The following is a 21,906-nucleotide window of genomic DNA, read 5'->3' on the forward strand; positions in this document are numbered from 1 at the left end:
AGTACCTTCAACCTTCCGGATCGAGGGCCCCCAACCAAGGGTCAAATGTCCCTTGCAGGTCCCCCCCGGTCGGTCAAGCCGCTCAACGTCAGCACCGGCGCAGCTCACGGCCAAGCAGCTTCACGTGTGCCGCGGCCATGCGGGCAACTCGAGTTCGATCCGGTGCTGACCCTCGGATGCTTGAGGCACCTACGAGATCCGCCGGCTAGTCCGGCCGCGCCTGCTCGGGCACCACGACCACTGTCGAGTGAGCCCGCTCGATCACCGCGGAGGCGATGGAGTCGATGAGCACGCAACTTAGCGAAGGTATGGGGTGGCGTCCCACGACAATCATGTCGGAGCCGCCACGACGTGGACTGAGCGCTTCATCGACCAAGCCGTGCTTGAGGGACAGCGTCACGTCCACGTCTGGGTACCGCTAGGAGAGTCCCGCGACAGACGCCGAAAGGACGGCGCGCAGATCCTCCAACTCCGGCTCGACAGCCGTCTCACCCCTGGCCTCGCGGAACTGGGCTACGGCGGCTGCTGCATCCCAGAAGCAGTGAAGAACAGTGAGGTGAACCTCGCGCAGGGAGGCTTGGCGATAGGCGAACTCGAGGACCGGTCGCGACTCAGGTGTGGCGTCGGCCCCTACCACTATCCCGGGTCGAGCGTGGGTGTCGGCCGCGGGTCGACAAACCGCCACCGGGCATGCCGCGTGCGCACTCACCGCAGTACTGACGGATCCCAGCAGCAGACTCCGCAGTGCTCCACGGCCGCGCGATCGGGACTGCTGCACGGATAGGTGACATCTGATCTGTGGTGCAGTCCCCTGCGTTGGTACTGGACTGCCAGGGGTTGGTCGGGAGCGTCAGCCCTGGGACGTCACCCTCGTGCGCCTCCGGTCTGATGCATGGTGAGGGGGCCCGTGGCGATCGGGCCGTTCGTCCAGGATCTCGGCCTTCGTCAGTTGGCCCACGCTTCGGCCCACTGTCGCCACGCTCAGGGGGAGGGTGCAGCGATCTCGTCGCGATGCAGGACGTCGCCGACGCGGACCTGCTCGAGCACCTGGGGCGCGGTCGACCCCAAGTTGCCACGCGTCATGGTGATCATCGGGGGACGGGTGCACGCGCACGTGCGTTGCCTCGATGGGGAGGGCGGACCCTCCGTCGGACCCTCGGCCATGCCTCATATTGTCGCCAAAGACTACCAAATCACGTAACATAGGCGTATCAGAGCACTTAGAGACCTTTGGAGTCCCGAATGAAGCCTTCGTCCCCCATGGCCCGCCGGCCACGCGTTACCGCACTGGCAGCCGTCTCGATTCTCGTCTTGAGCCTCGCCGCCTGCGGTGGTGACTCCGACGCCGACACAGGGTCTGGCGGGGCCTCCGTCTCCGGGGAGGGGGGTGAGGTGCGACTCGGCTACTTCCCCAATCTGACCCACGGCACTCCGCTGGTCGGTCTGGCGGAGGGCTTCTACGTGGATGCTCTAGCCGAGGACGGCGCGAAACTGATCGCCCAGGACTTCAACTCCGGGACGGACACCATCGAGGCTCTGCTCGGGGGTGGCCTCGACGCGACCTACATCGGCCCTTCGCCGACGGTCACCGCCTTCGCTCAGTCCGGCGGTGAGGGAGTGCGTGTGATCGCCGGGGCCACCTCGGGCGGCGCAGCGCTCGTCGTCCAACCTGAGATCGAGTCGATCGAGGATCTGCGCGGCAAGATCGTGGCTACCCCGTCGGTGGGGAACACCCAGGACATCGCGGCCCGCTACTACTTCCAGAGCGAGGGATTTGAGACCGACACCGACGGCGGGGGCGATCTCTCGATCCTCGGGCAGGACAACAGCGTCACCGTGCAGGCCTTCCAGCAGGGCGATATCGCGGGCGCCTGGGTGCCGGAGCCCTACGTCGCCATCCTGACTGAAGCTGGCGGCAAGGTCCTCCTCGACGAGGCCGAGCTGTGGCCGGACGGGGAGTTCGTCACCACCCAGCTCATCGTGCGCACTGAGTTCTTGGAGGAGGAGCCCGACCTCGTCGCCAGCCTTCTCGAGGCCCACGCCGAAGCGACCAGTTTCATCAACGACAACCCCGACGAGGCCAAGGCCATCATCGGTGAGCAGTTGCTCGAGCTGACCCAGTCCGAGCTGCCTGCCGAGACGCTCACCTCAGCCTTCGAGTCACTCACCTTCACTAACGACCCGTTGGCCAGCACCCTGCTCGAGAGTGCGCGTCACGCCGAGGAGGTAGAGGTCATCGATCCTGTCGAGGCAGACTTCGCCGACCTCTACGACCTGGGCGCGCTCAACGAGCTCCTGGCCGCGGCCGGCGAGCAGGAGGTGTCGGGGCCATGACCTCGACCCGTGCTCGACGTTCCTTGACGCGATCAGCGCCTCCCCGCGAGCCAGTGCGCTCGGGCGGGCCCGCGGTCACGATCGCGGGCGTGTCCAAGAAGTTCGGCGCCGGCAACCAGTACACGGTTGCGCTCCACGACGTGGACATCACCGTTCACGAAGGCGAGTTTCTGTGTCTGGTGGGTGCCAGTGGCTGCGGCAAGAGCACCCTGCTCAACCTCATCGCCGGTCTCGACATGCCGAGTGCGGGAACCGTCGACGTCGGGGGGCGCAAGGTCGCCTTCATGTTCCAGGAGTCAGCCCTCTTTCCCTGGCTCACGCTGGAGCAGAACGTCGACCTGGCCCTCAAACTTCAGGGGATGCCGCGCTCCGAGCGAGGTCCCCGAGTCCAGGAGCTGCTCGAGATGGTGCGACTCGGGGGACGAGGCACTCGCCGTCCCCACGAGCTGTCGGGGGGGATGCGGCAGCGTGGTGCGCTGGCTCGGGTCCTAGCCCAGGACGCCGACATCGTGCTGATGGACGAGCCGTTCGCCGCCCTCGATGCGATGACCCGCGACAACATGCACGACGAGCTCGAACGTATCTGGACCGATGTCGGCCTGACGGTCGTCTTCGTGACACACAACGTCCGCGAGGCGGTACGGCTCGGGGACCGGACCATCTTGATGGAGTCCGGTCCCGGACGGGTCAAGCGCGAGTACAACATCAACCTGCCGCGCCCGCGCCATCAAGACGACCCCCAGGTGGCGGAGATGTCCGGTCGCCTGACCGAAGAGCTGAAGGCTGAGGTGGCCCGACATGTCCGCTGACATCTTGGAGCGGGCGGAATCAAAGGTTCCGCCTACGTTCGAGCCCCCCAAGCCAAGGGGTGTGGGGGTACGGCTGTGGGCGGCTATGTGGCCCAAGGTGCTGGCCGTCGGGATCGCTGTCGGCGTCTGGCAGGTCGTCGCGTGGTCGGGCTGGAAGCCTGACTATCTACTGCCCGGCCCCGGGCCGACGTTCTCTCGGCTCTGGGAGGCGGCAGCCGATCCGGACGGCCGGCTGTGGAGCTCGCTCGCAACCACTCTGCGCCGGGGAATCTTCGGGTTCATGATCGCGCTCGTCATCGGCAGCCTGCTGGGGATTGCGGTCTCCCGGTGGCGCGTACTTCGGGCCGGGATCGGGTCGATGATCACCGGGCTGCAGACGATGCCGTCCGTGGCCTGGTTCCCGCTAGCGCTGCTGCTCTTCGGCCTGACCGAGAACGCGATCACCTTTGTGATCGTCCTGGGCGCCGCCCCGTCGATCGCCAACGGCATCATCAGCGGTATCGACGAGGTGCCGCCGAATCTTCTGCGGGCCGGTCACATGCTGGGGGCGCGGGGTGTCGACCAATACCGCTACGTGGTGCTGCCGGCCGCATTGCCAACGTACGTCTCGGGCCTCAAGCAGGGCTGGGCATTCTCCTGGCGCAGCCTGCTGGCAGGCGAGCTGCTGGTCAGTGTGCCCGGTGTCGTTGCGCTCGGAAGCGACATGAGCAACGCCCGCAACCTGGGACAGGCTGACCTGGTCCTTGCTCTGATGATCGTCATCCTGATCATCGGCATGGTCGTCGATGCGATCTTCTCCTCGTTCACCAACCGGGTCCGCCGCACGCGCGGCCTGACGGGCCTGGAGAGTGTTCCGTCCTAAGGTCATGGACGGGCCAAGCTCAGGGGGACGCGGAGCGGGAGACGATCTCTCATCAGGGAGAGTTGGGCGACGGTTTCGCATTCAGGCGGAGATGAACGGCGCTCACGCCTGGGTGCGAACGGCGCCGCGGACCACTCCGAACACGTCCCGGCAGACCGAAGCCAGGTGAATGCGCCGGTCCGAACCAAGCGACAGGTGTTCGGGTGGTGGGGAGAATGGGGGATCTCGTGCTTGCGGATCTCGTCTTGGGGTTTGCCGCCGGGCTGGTGATCGCTACCTTGACGGCTCCTGTGGGTGTATCTGGGGCCGTGTTCATGCTGCCCATCCAACTATCCGTCCTCGCTGTCCCGAACCCAGCGGTGACTGCAACGAACCTGCTCTATAACGTGATCGCCAGTCCCGGAGCGTTGTTCAAGTACTCCCGAAACGGGCTCCTATCCGGGCCAATGACGAGTCTGATGCTCGCAGGAACAGTGCCAGGAGTCATGGTTGGCGCCGCGATCCGAGTCTTCCTCTTGCCGGGCCCGCGGACCTTCCGCACGATCGCAGGTGTGGTCTTGCTGGTGTTGGGGCTCTGGCTGGTGTGGCGCACGATCTCGCAGCAGAGACGAGCTCGCCGGCTGGCACCCCGTAGCGTCTTCACGCTGTCACTCGGCGTTGGCGCGCTCGGTGGCGTCTACGGGATCGGCGGTGGATCGATCCTGAGTCCCATCCTGGTCGGATCTGGCATGGCCGTTGCAGTGGTGGCCCCGGCAGCCCTTGCTTGCACGTTTGTGACGTCGATCGTCGGTGCGGGAACATTCACCGTGCTTGCCCTGTTCGCGGACGGCGCGATTGCGCCCCACTGGGTTGTCGGACTGGCCTGCGGACTGGGTGGGCTGGTTGGGGGCTACTTGGGCGCCCGACTCCAGGCGCAGTTGCCCGACCGTGCTCTCCGCCTTCTCCTGGGCTGCATGGCCATCAGCATCGGCGGACTGTACCTGGGGCAGGCCCTCGTCTGATCGGCCCCGGATCCACCCAGCGCCGGGCGTCCTGTCAACGCCTAGCCAAGACTGACCCCCTATTGCCGGGCGGGTTCTACGGCGGGTTCTACGGCGGATTCGAGGTGGTGTGGCGCAGGTCTTCAACTGTGTAGGTCCTGAGGTCCGCACCTTTCGGGAGTACTGGCGCAGCAGGCTGTTGCTGTTCTCGTTGGTCGGGCGTTGCCAGGGCTTACCGGGGTGTGCGAAGAAGACGCCGTCTCGGAAGAGATCGGCGATCAGGTCGTGGGAGGCCTTCTCCGATCCCTGGTCCCAGGTCAGCGTCGGCACATGAGGGTGCCGATGGCCGACGCGCCCCCGGTGCCGGTGATCAGGTCACCTTCCCAGTCACCGACCCGCTCGCGCCGGAGGACGACCTCGGGACGTTCGTCGATCAGCAGGGCAGCAGCAATAGACCTCGGAGTGCGCTCATTGGCTCGACGTCGGCGTCTACGCAACGGGCGCCCAGTCCTGGACTTCGCGGCAAGTTGCCGACACCAGGCTCCAGACGAACCGCCGTCCGAGCTCAGTCTGGCCGGTGAGAGCGAGTCGGAGCAGACCTGCCGACGGTCACCCCAGCGGCCCACCCGGGCGCTTGCCCACCGTCGGGCGCCTGGATCGCCGCGAGGTCGTGCCCACTGCGGGTGAGAAGCCAGGAGGTGAGCGAGTTGGAGTTCCACATTTCACCTGTGTGCAGCTCGTCGCGGCCCCAGGTCGCCGCAGGAAAGGTCGGCACTTGGGCGAGCACCCGGAGGGCCTGGGCCCGGGTGTGGCCGACGCGGCAGGGACTGTCGACCGCCGTGGCGGCGTCAGGGATCGTTCCGTCTCTCCAGCAGCGAACCTCATAGCGGAACAGGGGGCAGCGGCCCCACGACGAGAAGCCGACCGGCCCTTCGAGGACGACGCCGCGGTCGTGGTCCCCGGTTGACCACGCCGGTGCCATCTCGATGGCATGGTCGTGTCCGTCCAGGCGGACGATCAGGGCGGAGTGGTAGAGGTCAGTGGGCTGCCGGTGCTGTCGGCGGGCTGCGAGGGCTTCGTAAAGGCGGCCGCTGCCCCGCACGCATTGTCCGCCGACGCCGGCTCCCAAAGGGAGCCAGTACAGGTCGACGCTCGCGTTGTGACCGAGGTCTTGCTCCGTGGTCACCGTGACCCCGCGTTCCCCGCTGGTGCGTCCTGGGCGGAGCAGATATGGGTCAGGTCCATGTGAAGACGCCGCCGCCGCAGCCTCCGAGCAGCGGAGGAACAGTCGGATTGGAACGACATACCCACCACTCCTGTCCGGTGTCGTAGCTCTTGTCTACTCGGGTGCATCGGCATGCGCCATGGGCGCTTGGCCCGAGACTTGCTGCGGCACGTGCCTTTCGGAGCGAGCCAGGGCGTCGACGACAATGACCGACCCTGCCAGTATCCATATTCGGGGATATGTCAGTCAGCCGCACCGCCGACCTCAGTGGCTTGATTGGAAGCTTGTCCGTTCGGGTGACCCATCACAGTCCTGCCTCACCTTCTCGGCGGAGTCTGTCCGCCGCATCGTAAGGAACAAGGAGTGTCACTCGCGGAACTCGTCGATCACGTCATCGGCGTCGACCCCGACAGGGACCGCATCACCGCCGACAACGGTCGTGGTCATCTGCGAAGTGAGCTGCTGGTTTGGGTCTGCTCCGAGCATGTGCCCTGCTTCATGGGCCGGCCGCGCGCCGCTCGGTCACGCGCGCGATTCGGTCCAGGTCGTGTGCACGCTACGGCGCAGGGCGGCCATGTCTCGGGCCTGAGAAAGGACGCCGATGATGGCGAGTACCACGACCGCGGCGTACCGCCACCAGTCATCGTCAAGGCGGCTGGTGAAATCGCTGTCGGTGAAGCTGGCCGAGTCCAGGGCCCCGGTGAACAGCATGAACCCAGTGACGATCGTGACCGCTCCGGCGGCGGCGCTGAGCAGGACGAGCACAAGCATGGGCACGTCGGCGACCAACGCCCCCACGCCCAGCAGCGCACCGACGACGACCCCGACCAGCACGGCAACCCAGTTCCAGTCGATCCCCAGGGCGATGACCAGGCCAGAACCCAACGTGAAGCCGATCGAGGCCATCACGAGCATCACGCTCACCGCGAAGTAGGAGTACGCAAGCACGGCGAAGACCAGCGCGAAGAATGTCCCGAGCACCCATCCGGTAACGCTGCCCAGGACGTGCTCGTCAGTGAAACCCGCGACGAGTCCCGCGCCGAAGGCGAAGCCCGCAAAGGCTCCCCAGATCGGGAAGACGACACGCAGCAGCAGGCCTCCGCGGAAACAGAGCAGTGTGCCCACAAGGATGGCGAGGACACCCAACGAGACGTCGGTCATGTTCCGAGCGTAGGTATCTCCCCGGGACCCGGACATCATCCCTGAGAGGTGATGTTCGCCCTCGCTCCGCGCGTCAGAGTCCTCTTGCGAGAGGGGTGATCCGGGCCTGGCAGGCCGCAGCGCCTCATCTCATGGCGTGACGATCGGGAACCCCGGGTCCATGGGCGCGAGCATGCTCAGCACACGCTGCAGGGCGCTGGCGTCGCCGTCGACCGCGAGGGACCCGTCGCCGAGGGCCGCAGCCGGGTCCTGCTGGCCGGTGGCCATCGAGATCAACAAGGGGCGGGTGAGGTGCAGCGTCGCGTCCACGTCGGACGGGGGCGTCTCGACCCGCCTGGCGAGGAAGGTGCCGTTGCGGAGCTCGGTGAGATAGGCCGCGTCGAGGTCGGAGAAGATCCAGGCAAGCCGGACCCGGTGATCCCACGCGCGGGGGCCGTCGATGCGGATCGCGAGACTGGCGAACACCTGCTCGACGGTCAGTGCCGAGACCAGCCCGCTCGCAGACACCGGGGTGCCGAATACGCCGTGCCGGAGCTCGTGTGCGCCCGCGAGGTAGGAGCTGCGCCAGGTGCCGTTCTCGGCACCGTAGGCGAGCTGCTCGAAGGTGCGGGCTTGGAGCTCGCGCGCTTCGGCGTGGTGCTCGTCGGCGAAGAGCAGGCGGTCGAGCACCTCCGCGGCCCAGCGATAGTCGCCTGAGTCGAATGCCTCTCGGCCGAGCTCCAGCACAGCGTCGGCACCGCCCATCGCGGCGACGTACCGGGTGGCCAGCTCGACCGGTGGGTGTCGCCAGAGGTGTGCGGGGTTGCCGTCGTACCAGCCGAGGTAGCGCTGGTAGATCGCCTTGACGTTGTGGCTGAGCGAGCCGTAGTACCCGTGCGTGTGCCATGCGGCGTCGAGGGCCGGCGGCATCCGGAGCTGTTCGGCGATCTCCGCGCCGAGGAAGCCCTGGTTGATCAGTCGCAGTGTCTGGTCGTGGACGTAGGAGTAGAGGTCGCGCTGGAGCTCGAGAAACTCCACCGCTCGATCCCGTCCCCAGGTCGGCCAGTGGTGGGAGGCGAAGACGACCTCGAGGTCGTCCCCGAAGAGGACTACCGCCTCGGTGATGTAGTCGGCCCACGCGCGGGAGTCGCGGACCTCCGCGCCCCGGAGCGTGAGGATGTTGTGGAAGGTGTGAGTGGTGTTCTCGGCCATGCACAGCGCGTGGCACTCGGGCAAGTAGAAGTTCATCTCCGCGGGCGCCTCGGTGCCCGGCGTGCACTGGAACACCAGCCTCAGCCCGTCGAAGGTCCGCTCCTGCCCGGTGCGCTCGATGCTCACCGTGGGGGGGACGAGACTCGCAGTGCCGGTCGAAGTGGTCTGTCCGAGGCCGGCCCCGATCTGGCCGGCCGGACCGCGCTCGATCCCGGCGCCGTACATGTAGCCCGCTCGGCGGGTCATCGCTGTGCCCGCGAAGATGTTCTCGGACACCGCGTGGGCCGTGAATCCGGCCGGCGCGACCACCGTCACCCGCCCGGAAGTCACGTCGTCCTCGGAGATGATGCCCAGCGCCCCGCCGAAGTGGTCGACGTGGGAATGGGTGTAGATCATCCCCACCACCGGACGGTGTCCCCGATGAGCTCGATAGAGCTCGTGGGCCGCGGCTGCGGTCTCGGCGCTGATGAGCGGGTCGACCACGACGACCCCGGTGTCACTCTCCAGGAAGCTGATGACCGACAGGTCGTAGCCGCGGACCTGGTAGACGCCGGGCACCACTTCGAAGAGGCCGTCCTCGGCCAGCAGTCGGCTCTGCCGCCACAGACTCGGGTTCGCTGTGTCAGGGCACGGGGTGTCCAGGAAGGCGTACGCGTCCAGGTCCCACACGACGCGGCCGTCGGCTGCGCGGATCTGTCGGGTCTCGCTCCTGCCGAGGAAGCCCCGGGCGACGTCCTCGAGGTCGGCCGTGTCGTGCAACGGCAGATGCTCGGCGGCCTGCCTCAGCCGGTCCCTCGTGGTTGCGCTCGCGCGCTGCTCCATCGTCATGTCCGCGGACCACCTTCAAGGGAGACAACCGTCGTGGCTACTGCCCATCGTGACCGCGGTACGACGATTGGGACTCACACAGCGTGGGTGAAGTGTCAGGCCTCGGATGCGCCCAGGAGACGGCGTACACCTGAGCGAGCGAGGAGGAGCACCAGCACTAGCCCTGTCACCGACACGAACCCGCCCAGGCTCACAGCATCGCCGAAGATGACGTTCACCAACGCGAGCACCACGGCCTTGCTCCCGGCAGCGACGCCCCACAGCGAGAGCGAGGCCAGCACCTGGGCACGGCGCGTGGTCGCGGCGCGGATTCGGGCGAGGATGCGGCCCTTGGCCATGATGACGACCTCGAGCGTGATCTTGAGCAGAGCTGCCGTGAGCAGAGACAGCGTGAACCCCTCACTGATGATGGAGGGCACGTGCTCTACGGCGAGATTGAGGACGATGACGTAGACGAACACGTCGACGACGTCGACAGCGCGGGCATGAGCCTCGTGCCGCGGACGGACGTGCGGGCGGGGGCTCATCTCGACCTCCTAAGGGGGCGCCGCCCGAGGTACCCCTCGGTGCCTGGTCGTGCCGTCACGCCGTGGGCAACGACGCTCATCACGACGGTCATGGCGAAAAACGTCAGGATGCCGTTCGTCTCCACTCGGGGAGCGTTCCACGGCTCAGGCGCCGGCGCCTCACCCGCTCCGGAGTATGTCGTCCTCCCTCGGTGAGCATGGACCACCCGCACCGATGCTGCACCGTGACCGTCGTTCGGGTGACTCCACCCGGAAAGGGGGAGGCGTCCGCATCCGGGCGAGCCAAGACTGGGACCAGATCGGGGCACAAGGCCTCGGCGAGGGAGGGTTCGGCCATGTCGTTCTTGGACATCGTGTGGTTCATCCTGATCAGCTTCGCGTTCGTGGCATACCTCATTGTGATGTTCGCGATCATCGGCGACCTGTTCGCAGACCCCGAGGCCTCGGGCCTCGCCAAGGCCGCCTGGTTCATCGCGCTCATCCTCCTGCCATTCCTCACGTCGATCGCCTACCTGCTCGTGAGGGGCAACAAGATGGGGGAGAGGAAGCTCCGTGAAGCGGAGCTGCGGCGACAGCAGCAGGAGACCTACATCAAGCAGGTCGCCGGTTCTGCGGGCCCGGCGGGGGAGATCGTTCAGGCCAAGGCGATGCTCGACCTCGGCGCCATCACGCCGACGGAGTTCGAGCGACTCAAGGAGAAGGCGCTGGCGTAACTCCCTGCGGTCGTATCGAACGCAGTTCGAGTCGACGTTCCTGGATGCCGACATGGAAGCGAGGCGGGCGTGAGGGAGCGCGAGACGCAGGTGCGGCCCGTCGATGTCGTCACGGGAGTGGGCATCGAGGTACTCGGCGTGACTGTGGGCGTCACGCGTCGAGCCGGCTCGGCGCTGTCCCCTCTCGCCTCTGCCGTTCTGCGACCGCGTCAGCTGCATGCGGGCTCGCGCTGGGTGGCTCTGGGGGAGCGTGGGCGAGCCTTCCGCACACACCTGCTCGACGAGCTCGCAGGACGCCTGGATGTGCTCGTGCCTCTCGTGCTCACGGAGGTGCTGCGCCGTGCGGACCTGACCGACCTGATCCTGCAGAACGTCGACCTCGACGGGGTCGCACGGGGCTTGGATGTGGATGGGCTTGTGAAGCGGGTGGACCTCGACCCCATCATCGACAGGGTCGACCTGAATGCCGCCGCGGAGCGGCTCGACCTCGACGCGGTGATGGCCCGGCTCGACCTCACAGCGATCATCCTCGAGCGCGTGGACCTCGATGGGGTTGTCCGAGCTGTGCTGGATCGACTCGACCTGGTGGGCCTGGCTGCCCAGGTCATCGACGGTGTGGACCTTCCAGAGATCATCCGTGAGTCCACCGGCTCCATGGCCACCGACACCGTCCAAGGTGTTCGGATGCAGGCCATCGTGGCGGACGAGGCGGTGGGCCGTGCCGTGGACAGACTCCTACTGCGGCGCCGAGGCAGGACCACTGAGACCTCGTCCGCTGACGTAGCGTCTCTCCTCGGTCCGGCGAGCGTCCCCGCCCAGCACGACCGCCCTCACTGAGGTGCACGGTGGTCGAGAGCGGAGTCTCCCCACTGCCGCGGGGGGCACGGCCCTACCAGGGTCGGCGCGCCGGGCTCGTGAGCCGGCTGGTCGCGGCAGGCATCGACGCCCTCGTAGTGGTCCTCTCCTTCCTCGTCGGCTCTCTCGGGATCGCGGTCTTCCTCTTCCTGTTCGACCCTCGCAGCTTCACCGTCCCGGCTCTGGGCCCTGTCGCCGGCCTGACCTGGGGCTTCCTGGTGCTGGTCGTCTACGAGACGCTTGCCTGGTGCCTCACTGGCCGCACTTACGGAGGCCGCGTGCTCGGGCTGAGGATCGTCGGCCCCACCGGACGGCGGCTGGGGATCACGGCCGCGTTCGCCCGCGCACTCCTCACCGCCTGCTTCCCCATCGGCATACTGTGGGTCGCTGTCAGTCGCGAGAACAGGTCGGTCCAGGACGTGGTGCTCCGTACGTCGGTCATCTACGACTGGCAGTCGCAAGGCGAACTGCGCCTCCCACGCAGTGACGCGGAGCGTGCGCCCGACTCTGCGTAGCGGCGGACCCGTCCACATCCTCGACAGCTGGTCGGCACCCGACGACTGACGGCCGGATCCTCACCCTCTGCGGGGGACGCCCATCGCCTGCGCCGGCCCTAGCGTGGATGCATGAGCCACGGGTCTCGCGGTGCGTGACATGGTCGACCCCAGTCCACACGCGACAGTTGGTGGACGGCAGTCCGGGCCGGGGCGCCCGCTGGCCCACGCGGCGACCCTCGTCGGCCTGCTGGCCCTGTTCTTCTCGATGCCGGTCACAGCCGGCGAGCCCGTAGTGGTGCTCCTGCGGAGCGGTTCGATCGCTCTCCTGGGGGTCGTCCTCGTCGCCTGGATCGTCGTCCGGCAGCTGCGTGGCTCCGGGCGGCGAGAGCTGGGCCCGCTCCAGCTGGTGATGCTGGCCGAGATCGTCGCCTGCGCCTTCGCGCTCGCCTACTACGTGTTGGCCACGCAAGGTGACCACGTCGCGGGCGTGCACACTCGCCTCGATGCGCTCTACTTCACGCTGACGACGATGACGACAGTGGGTTATGGCGACGTCCGCGCCACCTCCCAGCTGGCTCGCGGAATCGTGTGCGTCCAGCTCGCCTTCAACCTCGCCTTCCTCGGAGCGCTGGCGCGCCTGATTCAGCACCGGTTGGGTGCCCCACGAGGCTGATCGTCGCCGGATCGTCCAGGGGGCGGTCGGGACCTTCGGCTCTCCCTGCCCTCGTCACAGCCTCACTAGCGTGGAGAAATGACCGACACGCGCGTGGCGGTGACCTCCGCGGAACGACTGGACCCTCCAGCTTCCACCGCACCGTCGGCCTCGCGGTTCCGCACGCCCCCACCGTCCTCCCGCGAGTTCATGGTCCTGCGACCGCGACTCCTCGCCCAGGTGGACGAGGGCCTTTGCCAGCCGCTCACCGTGATCACGGGGCCGGCGGGGACCGGCAAGACGTCCCTTGCCGAGTCCTGGGTGTCGGAGAATCGGGACCAGGTCCACGTGGCCTGGCTGACCCTCGACGTCGAGCACAACCAGGCAGGCGTCTTCTGGCGCGATGTCCTCGAGGCCCTGCGCGGCAACGGCATCGATCTCGCCCACGTCGGTCCTCCGCTGCTTCCCGACGTCGTTGATCGTTCCTTCCTGGAGGACGTGGCGGCCCTTCTGGGTGATCTGCCCGACCCCGTCGTCCTGGTCCTGGACCAGCTCGAGCGCATCACTGACGAGCGGGTGCTGCAACAGATGGGTTTCGTGCTGGACGCGGCGCAGCCGGGTGTCCGGGTGATCGCTACCGCGCGTGGCGAACCGGGTGTGCTGACCCGTCGACGGCGGCTCCGTGGGGACATGGCCGTCATCCAGGCGGCCGACCTCGCCTTCACGTCGGTGGAGACCACCCAGCTGCTCGAAAGGCACGGCCTGGACCCACCGGACGACGCTGTGGCGGCACTCCAGCAGAACACCCAGGGCTGGGCCGCAGGTCTTCGGTTGTGCGCCCTCGCCATGCGCGAGCACGGTCTCGAGGCCGCCCCGACCGGTGGCCCGTGGGCGGAGCGTCGTCTCGCCGGCTACCTCGTCGACGAGGTGCTCGACGCGATGTCCGGCAACACCCGTGACCTGCTGCTGCGGATGTGTGTGGTCGACCGGGTCGAGCCCGGCCTCGCGCAGGCCCTCACCGAGCGCTCGGACGCAGACCGGGTCCTGCGCGAGCTCGCGGGTGACGACCTCTTCGTCACCACGGGCAACGTGGTGGAGGGGCGGTGGTTCCGGATCCATCCGCTCATGCTCGAGGTGCTCCGCGAGGAGCTCTCTGCCCAGGGCCACGTCGTCGTCGCAAGTCAGCACGGGAGAGCTGCTCGGTGGTACGACGCGCAGGGCGACTTCACGCGCGCTGCGGTGCACCACGTGGCTGCGGGATCCTGGCGTGAGTCCTGTGCGAGCGTGGTGCGCAATCTGGGGGTGGTCGAGCTTCTCGAGCACCGGGCGCCGAGGCATCTGGCGGAGGTGCTCGAGCAGCTCCCTGAGGGCCACGATGCGCCTGAGGTGCGCGCCGTCCAAGCTGCCATGGACCTGGGCGCCCAACGGCTCGACCGTGCGACCGAGCGCTTGGTCGGGCTGGAAACGCTGGGGGAGGCCCCTCTAACCGGCGGCGGGTTGCGCGCGTCCGTGGCGCTCATCCGGCTCGTCAAGGCCGCACCGCTGTGTGACATCCCCGCGGCGGTCGACGCGTGGGAGGCGATGGAGCCCGCCTTGACCGGGGTCTCGTCCCCGAAGGCTCGGGCCCAGGCACGGGCCGTTGCCCTCACGGCCCTGTCCAGCGCCCTGCTGTGGGGCGGGGATCACGCGGCGTTCGAGCAGACACTGGGCGCGGCGAGCGAGGCGACCGAGGCCGATGGGTGTGAGTACAGCCGGATCTCCGTACGCGGGCAGCAGGCGCTTGCGGCGTACCGGCGCGGTGCGCTCCGCGATGCCGCACGGCTGGGCGAGGAGGCGTTGCGCCTGGGGCGGGCGCACGGCCTGGCAGCGTCGCACCGGACGGGGGTTGGCCACCTGGCCATGTCGGCCGTGGCGTTGGAGTGGAACGACCGAATCGGTTCCCAACGTCACATCGAGAACGCTGCACTGACTGCCCAGGTCCAGAACGAGCCTGCTCTCGGCGCGGCCGTCAAGCTCGTGGTCGCGTACCATCACGCACTGGACGGCCGTCGCACGCTGGCGCTGTCGACGATCGCGGACGTGCGGGCAAGCGCCAAGGGCAATGCTCTGCCTACGTGGATCGGGGAGCGTGTGGTGGTCGCCGACGCGATGGTCCGGATTCGGTGCGGTGACGTGGAGGGCGCGGCGTCGGTGCTGGACACCGCCCCCAGTGCTGGCGCCGATTGGCTGCTCGCGCGTGCGGTGGCTGCCTACAACAGCGGCGATGCCATCCATGCCCAATCCCTTCTCACCTCGATCGCCACCGACGACCAACTCACTGTCGAGGGTGGGGACGTCTATGCGCACCTGTTGCAGGCACGCATCCAGTTCGACCATGGAGACGTGCCTGCCGCACGCCGCGCCGTGCGCGATGCTCTTCGGGCTGCTCGCCCCGAGGGACGACGACGACCATTCGTGGAAGCGCGCGCCTGGCTCGAGCCACTCCTCACCAAGGACTCTGAGCTTGCCCGTTCGAGCACCTGGATCGGTACGGGGCTCGCGTCACGCACACGTAGCGATGACGACGTCGTACCGGTACTGGTCGAGCCGCTCACGTCACGAGAGATAGCCGTACTGGGCTTGATGGCCCAGGTGATGACCGTTGCCGACATCGCCGAGGACCTGCACATCTCGGCCAACACCATCAAGACTCACCAGAAGAACCTCTACCGCAAGCTCTCAGTTGCTCGCGCGCACGACGCCGTACGCCGGGGGCGCGACCTCGGACTCATCTGACGGGCGACAGGACCTGAGGCAGGGGCAGTCAACCGCTCATCGAGCCAGATGCTTCGTCCTGCCCCCTCGTCGGAAGTCCTCGAACCCCAGCCGCAGACCTTCGGTGACTTGTCCGTCCAGAAGGTCCTCGGCGATCGCCGCGTCCAGGGCACCTGGACCGCTTGCCACGCCGATCACCTGCAGGTCCGCTCGGAGTTCCTCGTCACCGGGCAGCGCCGGCATCAGGGCCAGCATCCAGTCCAGAACCTTCAGGAACGCCATGGTGGGGGGCCGACAGACGTTGACCGGCGGGACCGGCGGCGGCAACCACAACGGCTCGTCGTCCTCTCCCGAGACGGGTCGGACCGCAAGGACTCTGGAGGGGGCCCTGTCCCCGGTCGCGTCGTGCTCCCGACGACACTGACCCACTGCCAGGCAGAGGTCCGTGGCGCACCTGAGCACAGCCACGGCATCGGTGGACCCCTCCGATTGCCACGACGGCCCCGTCAGCAAGGACGCCCGCCGGGAAGCCTCGGGATCCTCGGGTACGTGACCGACCACGTCGGCGTACAGGTCGAGAAACGTCGTGGAGGCGCTTCTACCGACCGGAGTGTCGTGTCGAACCTCGACGAGCACCGGTCCCCGACGCAGGTCCAGCCAAGCGCAGAACCGAGCGGCAGGGGCCCCCGTCTGCTCCACCAGGCCGGCGACTGCCAGGGGAAGCTCGCCGTGCAGTACCCGATTCATGCGGTACCCACTCGCACCGCCCTCAGGTGTCAGGACCAGCTCATGCAGGACGCCGTAGAGCCTGACCGTCGGCAGGCCGGACACGAATGCCTGGCGCGCGACCTCCGCCCGCAGCGACATCACACCTCCTCGTAAGGCTGTGTCCCCGCTCTGGGTTCACCGGGCTCTCAGCGTCCCCTCGCCGTCGAGTCAGCTGCGGTGTGACCGTGGCCTCTCGTAGCGATCCAACAGCACCCAGGCGAGCCTCGTCAGAGCGACCGAGAAGACGGACACCATCAGCGTGAACGTCACCGCAGGGACGAACCCACCGATGTGCAGGCTCGACGTGAACGCGGAGGCGATCCAGATAGCCATGCCGTTGACGACGAGCGTGAGAGTGGCGAGCACGAGGAGGTTGCTCGGCTTGGGAAGCACACGCAGGGCCCCGTGAGCGATGACGTTCGCCAGACCGATCAGGACGGCCACGAACAGAGCCGTCGCGGGTCCACCTCGGAAGTGGGCATCCGGGGTCGCCCACGCCCCCAGCACCACCGCTGCGGCGAGCAGCACCCATCGCACAAGGAGCGACAGGAGCAGCCCGAAGCCTCGAGACGGCTCGGACGCAGCGGCAGCCGCAGGGACGTCCTTCATCCGGCGAAGACCTCGCGGAGCGCCGCCTCCTGCTCGTCACTGACATTGGTGAAGATGAGCTCCGGTCGGTGGTCGGCGAACGCCTGCTTGACCTTGTCGACGACGGCGTCGGACGACATGACGAACAGCGCGGACGTTCCGGGCGTGACCTGGTCTCGAACCCTGTCGATGAACCGGTCGTCGATGCCGACGTCCTTCAGGGACCCGGTGAGTGCTCCGGAGGCCGCTCCGATAGCGGCTCCCAGCAGCGGCACGAGGAAGATCATGCGGAACAGCAGGCCCCAGAAGGCTCCGCCCAACGCGCCGGCCCCGGCGAGGTTGTGCAACTGCCGGGTCTTGGGACGCTTCTTGCCTTGTTCCCAGCTGACGGTCGCGGCGTCGTGGATCGTGATCAGGTGCTGACTGGACAGTTCCGCAAGGATGTCGGTCGCCCCATCGGCGCCTTCAGCTGTGTCGAACCTCCAGACGGTGAGCGTGCTCATCCTCGTCTCCTTCTCCGAGTTCCTTCCGTCGATTCTCGCCACCACATCGCGCCGCAGCCTCCCCTGTTCCGGGTGACGGGCTCGGTCAGCGCGGTGCCACCGGTACGCCGTAAGGGTCGCCCTGGGCAGAGCCGATCGGCACCACTCGGCTGCCGAGGGGCAGCAGGGCAAGCGGCACCATCTTCCAGCAGGCGATCCCGAAGGGGATCCCGATGACCGTCACGCACAGCAACAGGCCGGCGAGGAGGTGAAGGATGGCGAGCTCCCAGCCGAAGACCAGGATCCAGACGACATTGCCGAGTAGGGACCACACCCCGGCGTCATGGGCACGGACCACGGTGCGCCCGAAGGGCCAGACGACGAAGCCGGCCAGACGGAAGGCGGCGATCCCGAAGGGGATGGTGACGATCAGCACGAAGGCGACTGTGCCCGCGACCACGTAGCCGAGGGCGAGCCAGAACCCCGCGAGAACGAACCAGAGGACGTTGCCGATCGTGCGCACGTCTTCAACCTAGGTGACCACGCGACGACCCGTCTCGCCCAAAACGGGGGAGCCGCCTTCCGAGTCTGGCGCCGGGGGACCCGTCCTAGCGAGAGATAGCGGCCAGGCGCTCGCGCAGGTCCTCGATGCGGCCCTGGTCCCAGCCGGATGGTTGCACCACCGCGTACCACCCACTCAACGGCTGGGTGCCGTACCGGTGGCCGTGGTCCTCATCGAAGTCGTTGCTCACCGCCATGTCGACGGCGAGCTGTAGGAACGTGGTGACGGGCGTCCATGTCATCGCAGGGTTCACCGCGGGGTCCAGCGGCTCCTCGAGCCAGTCGGGCTCGTCGTACGTCGTGTGCCAGTCCCACCACACGATGGGGTCGTCGGCCTGCTGGAGGAACACCGAGTGTGCCGTCTTCCCGACGATGTCGCGCTCGCGGGTGACGAAGCGGAAGGTCCGGCCGTCCCCGACGAGGGGACGGATCTGGGGCGATCCCGGCCGGCGGATCCGCTCGGCCTCCCGTCGCAGGTGCATGGTCTCTGGAGGTCCCACCCACAGGGCGCCATCGACTCGCTCTCGGCTGTCGGCCAGGGAGTCGAAGGCCTGGGCGCCACCGAAGGAGCCGAGGCTCTCGCCAGCGATGTAGAGATGGGGTCGTTCGGTTCCCAGCGTCGCCAGATGCTCCTCCACGGCATCGACCAGGGCCACAGCAGTGTCGCCCGCGGCCGAGGACTCCGACACGAAGGCGAGGGGGCTGGGCAGGTGCGAATACTGAACCGTGACGGTGGCGATATCGCCATCGTGGAAGTACTCCAGCGGCTGCACGATCTGCTCGTTGACCCACCCCGTCCCGGTCGGGATGACCACCAGCACCGCCTCCCGCTCGAAGCCACCGAACGCCTCGAGCTCCTCCATCGCCAGGTCCACCCGCCCCTCGACATCGTCCGCGGAGGCACGACCCACGAAGACCCGGATCGGCTCCTGGACCTGGCCGATGGCGAAGTCCTCGAGCTCGTCGGCGGTGGGGCCGCGGGTCAGGAAGCGGCGCCCCTCGCGGCCGGCCTCGTCCCACTCGACGGCTGAGTCGGGCCCGCCGGAGCGGAGCGTGGAGGTGGGCGGGGAGGGGGCGCCGTCCAGGTTGAGGTCGCCGAGGGCGAATCCGGAGTTCAGGCCATCGAGGGTGCGTTGGAGGACGAAGGCGTTGAGGGAGGCCAGTGTCACCCAGGCCACCAGCACCAGTGCGAGGCCGCCGGCGATCCAGGCCGGGAGCATCCGGGCCCCGAACCGCGTGGTCCTTGCCCAGACAAGCTTCAGTACCCGGCCGACGAGGAAGAGGAGGGCAGCCAGGGCGATGGCCAGGAGCAGGGTTCCCCCGTACACGTACCAGAAGGATGCCCGTTCATAGCCGAGACGATTCCAGGTCCAGCGATGCTGCTCGACAGCGGTCGCAACGCCCCAGACGGCGTACCCGAGGGAGGCAGTTGCCACCGCGATTCGGACCTGTCGGTTCCGCTCCCGGCCGAAGGGCCGCATCCCCCAGCCGAAACGGGAGCGCAGGGCCTTCCCCAGACGAGTCAGCCCCAGTCCGATCGCGTATCCCGCGGCCACCGCGAGACCGGCGAGCACACCTTGGAAGAGCCACGAGCGAGGTAGCAGGGAGGGGGCCAGCGACTGGACGAAGAGCCACGCGGCCAACGTCGTCCCGAGCAGACTCGGACGCTCGAGCACGCGGAGGCAGAGGTCCTGGGACATCGCGCGCGGGCGCTTCATGCCGCGCGTTCTGACCTATGGCCCAGGTCCCACGTCATCGCAATGCCTCCTGGAGAGGATCCGCTGCTCGATGCTGTCCATCGCGCGTTGCATCTGACTAGGGTCGGAGTGCCCTTCACGCCGGTCTCAGCCCTATCGGCGTGGACGGTGAGCGCCCCGTCACCCAAGGGGTTCGTCTGGGGATTCGGGTGCCCTCGGGACCGCGCGTTGTCATACTGGAGCATGCCGGTGGTCCCCCGAGTCCTGACCGCGATAGGAGTCGCGCTCCTCGTGCTGGGCGCCGCGGCCGGCGTCTTCAATCGCGAGGTGTTGGACGCCGATCGGTTCCTCACCCATGTCGACGCCGTGCGCGCCGACCCTCCGGTCTCGCAGGCCCTGGGCCGTCTGCTCACCGACCGGGTGATCGCCGCACAGCCCGACCTGACGGCACTCCGTCCTCTGCTGGAGTCCGCAGCAACGGCAGTCGTGGCCAGCCCCAGGACCAAGGGGGCGGCACGCGCGGCCGTGACGCCGCTCCATCGGAGCCTCACGGGTGCCGAGCGGAGCCCAGTCGTGCTGCGGCTCGCCGACGCCGGCGCCGTGCTTGTGGCGTCCGCTAGGACACTGTCGCCCCGGGTGGAGGCCGCCCTGCCCGCCGACCTGGACGTGCGTCTTTCGCAGTTCGCCGGCGCGGGCTCAAGCCAGGAGGCGATGTGGCAGGCGCACCTGTCCACGTGGCTGGCCCGCGTTGCGCCTGGCCTCGGAGTCGTGCTCCTCTTCGTGGCCGGCTGGCTGCAGGCTGCTTCGAGCCGTCTGCGTGGCGCTCTCGCCTCTGTCGGTCGTGGGACCGTCGCCAGCGGGGTGACCTTGGCCCTGCTGCTCGTGATCGTCGGCTTCCTTGTCGGCAGGGCCGACGTGACGGTGCTGCGCGGGGCGCTCCAACGAGCCATCTGGGCGGAGCTCGATGGCGCGTTCTGGGCTGCCGCGGCGCTTCTCGTGTCGACGGGGGGCCTGCTCGTGCTCGCGACCCGACCAGAGGGGCTGCCGAGGCTCCGCTCCATGGCCGCCCTCAGGTCCGGACCCGTCGGTTCCCGATGGTCCCCCAGGTGGGCAGCGGCAGTGGTCGTGCTGGGCGGAGCGCTTGTGCTGCAGCCTCTGGGAGTGCTGGGTGCCCTGGTGCAGACAGCCGGCGCAACGATCGCGCTCCTGGGCGTGGTGTCGTTGCTCGTCTCCGCCGCAGGGGCGCTGCGGGCGCGCTCGGCACGGCGCGGCACCGAACGCTCCGACCCACCGGTGGGCGCAAGATCACGTATCGCGATCGTGGTCGGGGCCGTCGGCCTGCTCGCCGCCTACATGATGGGCGCTGTCCCCGCCGACGAGCTGAAGCCGCTCTCGACGGAGGCGACCGGCCCGCCAATCTGCAACGGTCACATCGAGCTGTGTGCGCGCCGTTACGACGACGTCGCGTTTGCTGCGACCCACAACTCAATGGCCGCGGCCGACGAGGCGGGGTGGTTCTTCGCCGAGCAGCCCGATGGGATCCTCAGCCAGCTCGACCATGGCATCCGGGTGTTCCTCATCGACAGCTGGTACGGGCAACACACCTCGCGCCCCGGTGTCATTGCCAACACCGACGGTGGGTGGGCCGCTGGCATGGCCGAGGCACGCCGCACGATCGGACCCGGGGCGGTCGCCAGCGCGATCAGGCTGCGCGACGCGTTCGACCTGAGGCCTCATGGTCCGGTGAAGCCCTACCTGTGCCACTCACTGTGCGAGCTGGGCTCGACGGACTGGCTCCGCGTCATGAAGGACGTCGCCGCCTGGATGCGCGCGCACCCGCGCGAGGTTGTCACCTTCTTCGTCCAGGACCAGGTCAGCCCCGAAGACACAGCCGAGCTCGTCCAGCGGGCCGGGCTGCGCCCCTTCGTCCATCTGCAGCAGGAGCGTGAGCCGTGGCCGACGCTCGGCTCCATGCTCGCCTCAGGTCGGCGTCTTGTGTTCTTGATGGAGAACGAGAGCGGGGGGTCCGCCTACCCCTGGCTGCTGGATGGGTTCAGCTGGGTGCAGGACACGCCGTTCCTCTTCCGGTCACCGGCGGCTTTCAGCTGTGCCCCGAACCGGGGAGACGTCGATGCCCCGTTGTTCCTCCTCAACCACTGGATCACCGCAAAGGCCCGTGAGGTGAGCAGTGCCCGAGCGGTCAACTCGCGAGAGATCCTGCTGTCCCGCGTCGAGAAGTGCGCGGCCGAACGCAACCGACTGCCCAACTTCGTGGCCGTCGACTTCTACGATCAAGGCGACCTGCTGGACGTTGTCGACACAATCAACGGCCTGTGATCCTGCTGCAGCCACCGGTTCCACTGGCAGGCTGTCCAGCGGTCGCCGATACGGTTTCCGGGTCATCACGAGGGCCAGGTTGGAG

General features: G+C 68.0%; 20 protein-coding genes. 10 read left to right on the forward strand and 10 right to left on the reverse strand.

Annotated features, from left to right (window positions below):
• Positions 1-205 precede the first annotated feature (205 nt).
• Both ACYU7L_RS12710 and ACYU7L_RS12715 read right to left on the reverse strand, forming a co-directional pair.
• Positions 206-334, reverse strand: a complete 129-nt coding sequence (locus tag ACYU7L_RS12710; protein WP_460797412.1) for a hypothetical protein — start codon at positions 332-334, stop codon at positions 206-208.
• An 84-nt stretch (positions 335-418) separates the two neighbouring features.
• Positions 419-778 carry a universal stress protein gene (locus ACYU7L_RS12715; RefSeq protein WP_460797121.1) on the reverse strand — a complete coding sequence of 120 codons (360 nt, stop codon included), beginning with the start codon at positions 776-778 and terminating at the stop codon, positions 419-421.
• Positions 779-1,392: 614 nt separating this feature from the next.
• Here ACYU7L_RS12715 and ACYU7L_RS12720 point away from each other — a divergent pair.
• From ACYU7L_RS12720 to ACYU7L_RS12735, 4 genes are all read left to right on the forward strand, one after another.
• Positions 1,393-2,334, forward strand: coding sequence for an ABC transporter substrate-binding protein (locus ACYU7L_RS12720; RefSeq protein ID WP_460797123.1), 942 nt, complete (start codon positions 1,393-1,395; stop codon positions 2,332-2,334).
• Positions 2,335-2,423: 89 nt separating this feature from the next.
• Positions 2,424-3,143 carry an ABC transporter ATP-binding protein gene (locus tag ACYU7L_RS12725; protein ID WP_460797125.1) on the forward strand — a complete coding sequence of 240 codons (720 nt, stop codon included), beginning with the start codon at positions 2,424-2,426 and terminating at the stop codon, positions 3,141-3,143.
• A 97-nt stretch (positions 3,144-3,240) separates the two neighbouring features.
• Positions 3,241-4,005 (forward strand): ABC transporter permease, encoded by a 765-nt coding sequence (locus tag ACYU7L_RS12730; RefSeq protein WP_460797128.1) that lies wholly within the window; start codon positions 3,241-3,243, stop codon positions 4,003-4,005.
• A 215-nt stretch (positions 4,006-4,220) separates the two neighbouring features.
• On the forward strand, positions 4,221-5,006 hold the full coding sequence (locus ACYU7L_RS12735; protein WP_460797130.1) for a TSUP family transporter: 786 nt from the start codon (positions 4,221-4,223) through the stop codon (positions 5,004-5,006).
• Positions 5,007-6,732: 1,726 nt separating this feature from the next.
• Here the strand turns inward: ACYU7L_RS12735 and ACYU7L_RS12740 are convergent.
• The 3 genes from ACYU7L_RS12740 to ACYU7L_RS12750 form a co-directional block, all read right to left on the reverse strand.
• On the reverse strand, positions 6,733-7,371 hold the full coding sequence (locus ACYU7L_RS12740) for a TM7S3/TM198-like domain-containing protein (protein WP_460797133.1): 639 nt from the start codon (positions 7,369-7,371) through the stop codon (positions 6,733-6,735).
• A gap of 129 nt (positions 7,372-7,500) precedes the next feature.
• Positions 7,501-9,390 carry an alkyl/aryl-sulfatase gene (locus ACYU7L_RS12745; RefSeq protein WP_460797135.1) on the reverse strand — a complete coding sequence of 630 codons (1,890 nt, stop codon included), beginning with the start codon at positions 9,388-9,390 and terminating at the stop codon, positions 7,501-7,503.
• Between the two features lie 95 nt (positions 9,391-9,485).
• Positions 9,486-9,917, reverse strand: a complete 432-nt coding sequence (locus ACYU7L_RS12750; RefSeq protein ID WP_460797137.1) for a hypothetical protein — start codon at positions 9,915-9,917, stop codon at positions 9,486-9,488.
• Positions 9,918-10,252: 335 nt separating this feature from the next.
• Here ACYU7L_RS12750 and ACYU7L_RS12755 point away from each other — a divergent pair, with 335 nt between their 5' ends.
• From ACYU7L_RS12755 to ACYU7L_RS12775, 5 genes are all read left to right on the forward strand, one after another.
• Entirely contained in the window at positions 10,253-10,630 is a 378-nt protein-coding gene (locus ACYU7L_RS12755; RefSeq protein ID WP_460797139.1) for a PLDc N-terminal domain-containing protein, read from the forward strand.
• 69 nt (positions 10,631-10,699) lie between these two features.
• Positions 10,700-11,467 (forward strand): hypothetical protein, encoded by a 768-nt coding sequence (locus ACYU7L_RS12760; RefSeq protein WP_460797141.1) that lies wholly within the window; start codon positions 10,700-10,702, stop codon positions 11,465-11,467.
• Between the two features lie 8 nt (positions 11,468-11,475).
• A complete protein-coding gene (locus ACYU7L_RS12765) occupies positions 11,476-12,000 on the forward strand; it encodes an RDD family protein (RefSeq protein ID WP_460797143.1) in 525 nt (174 codons plus the stop codon).
• Between the two features lie 139 nt (positions 12,001-12,139).
• Positions 12,140-12,655: a potassium channel family protein gene (locus ACYU7L_RS12770; protein ID WP_460797414.1), complete on the forward strand. Its 516-nt coding sequence runs from the start codon at positions 12,140-12,142 to the stop codon at positions 12,653-12,655.
• A gap of 78 nt (positions 12,656-12,733) precedes the next feature.
• Positions 12,734-15,409, forward strand: coding sequence for a LuxR C-terminal-related transcriptional regulator (locus tag ACYU7L_RS12775; protein ID WP_460797145.1), 2,676 nt, complete (start codon positions 12,734-12,736; stop codon positions 15,407-15,409).
• A 36-nt stretch (positions 15,410-15,445) separates the two neighbouring features.
• Here ACYU7L_RS12775 and ACYU7L_RS12780 read toward each other — a convergent pair whose 3' ends face one another.
• From ACYU7L_RS12780 to ACYU7L_RS12800, 5 genes are all read right to left on the reverse strand, one after another.
• Complete coding sequence (locus ACYU7L_RS12780) at positions 15,446-16,255, reverse strand: DUF1254 domain-containing protein (RefSeq protein ID WP_460797147.1); 810 nt, start codon at positions 16,253-16,255, stop codon at positions 15,446-15,448.
• Between the two features lie 69 nt (positions 16,256-16,324).
• Entirely contained in the window at positions 16,325-16,765 is a 441-nt protein-coding gene (locus ACYU7L_RS12785; RefSeq protein WP_460797150.1) for a phage holin family protein, read from the reverse strand.
• A complete protein-coding gene (locus ACYU7L_RS12790; protein ID WP_460797152.1) occupies positions 16,762-17,247 on the reverse strand; it encodes a DUF1269 domain-containing protein in 486 nt (161 codons plus the stop codon). Before ACYU7L_RS12790 ends, ACYU7L_RS12785 begins: the two co-directional genes overlap by 4 nt.
• An 85-nt stretch (positions 17,248-17,332) precedes the next feature.
• Complete coding sequence (locus tag ACYU7L_RS12795) at positions 17,333-17,749, reverse strand: YccF domain-containing protein (RefSeq protein ID WP_460797154.1); 417 nt, start codon at positions 17,747-17,749, stop codon at positions 17,333-17,335.
• A gap of 85 nt (positions 17,750-17,834) precedes the next feature.
• The gene (locus tag ACYU7L_RS12800) at positions 17,835-19,505 is read right to left on the reverse strand and encodes an alpha/beta-hydrolase family protein (RefSeq protein WP_460797156.1); all 1,671 of its coding nucleotides are present in this window, start codon (positions 19,503-19,505) and stop codon (positions 17,835-17,837) included.
• Between the two features lie 228 nt (positions 19,506-19,733).
• Between ACYU7L_RS12800 and ACYU7L_RS12805 the strand changes: the two genes are divergently transcribed.
• Positions 19,734-21,821, forward strand: a complete 2,088-nt coding sequence (locus tag ACYU7L_RS12805; RefSeq protein WP_460797158.1) for a hypothetical protein — start codon at positions 19,734-19,736, stop codon at positions 21,819-21,821.
• Positions 21,822-21,906: the final 85 nt, after the last annotated feature.

Source organism: Nocardioides pacificus, from assembly GCF_054775955.1.

What these genes read in the sequence shown, in the direction of transcription:
- ACYU7L_RS12735 (WP_460797130.1), top strand. Translation starts at nt 4,221, where the DNA reads ATGGGGGATCTCGTGCTTGCGGATCTCGTCTTGGGGTTTGCCGCCGGG.
- ACYU7L_RS12745 (WP_460797135.1), bottom strand. Translation starts at nt 9,390, where the DNA reads ATGACGATGGAGCAGCGCGCGAGCGCAACCACGAGGGACCGGCTGAGG.
- ACYU7L_RS12785 (WP_460797150.1), bottom strand. Translation starts at nt 16,765, where the DNA reads ATGAAGGACGTCCCTGCGGCTGCCGCTGCGTCCGAGCCGTCTCGAGGC.
- ACYU7L_RS12775 (WP_460797145.1), top strand. Translation starts at nt 12,734, where the DNA reads ATGACCGACACGCGCGTGGCGGTGACCTCCGCGGAACGACTGGACCCT.
- ACYU7L_RS12710 (WP_460797412.1), bottom strand. Translation starts at nt 334, where the DNA reads ATGATTGTCGTGGGACGCCACCCCATACCTTCGCTAAGTTGCGTGCTC.
- ACYU7L_RS12800 (WP_460797156.1), bottom strand. Translation starts at nt 19,505, where the DNA reads ATGAAGCGCCCGCGCGCGATGTCCCAGGACCTCTGCCTCCGCGTGCTC.
- ACYU7L_RS12770 (WP_460797414.1), top strand. Translation starts at nt 12,140, where the DNA reads ATGGTCGACCCCAGTCCACACGCGACAGTTGGTGGACGGCAGTCCGGG.
- ACYU7L_RS12790 (WP_460797152.1), bottom strand. Translation starts at nt 17,247, where the DNA reads ATGAGCACGCTCACCGTCTGGAGGTTCGACACAGCTGAAGGCGCCGAT.
- ACYU7L_RS12780 (WP_460797147.1), bottom strand. Translation starts at nt 16,255, where the DNA reads ATGTCGCTGCGGGCGGAGGTCGCGCGCCAGGCATTCGTGTCCGGCCTG.
- ACYU7L_RS12740 (WP_460797133.1), bottom strand. Translation starts at nt 7,371, where the DNA reads ATGACCGACGTCTCGTTGGGTGTCCTCGCCATCCTTGTGGGCACACTG.
- ACYU7L_RS12750 (WP_460797137.1), bottom strand. Translation starts at nt 9,917, where the DNA reads ATGAGCCCCCGCCCGCACGTCCGTCCGCGGCACGAGGCTCATGCCCGC.
- ACYU7L_RS12755 (WP_460797139.1), top strand. Translation starts at nt 10,253, where the DNA reads ATGTCGTTCTTGGACATCGTGTGGTTCATCCTGATCAGCTTCGCGTTC.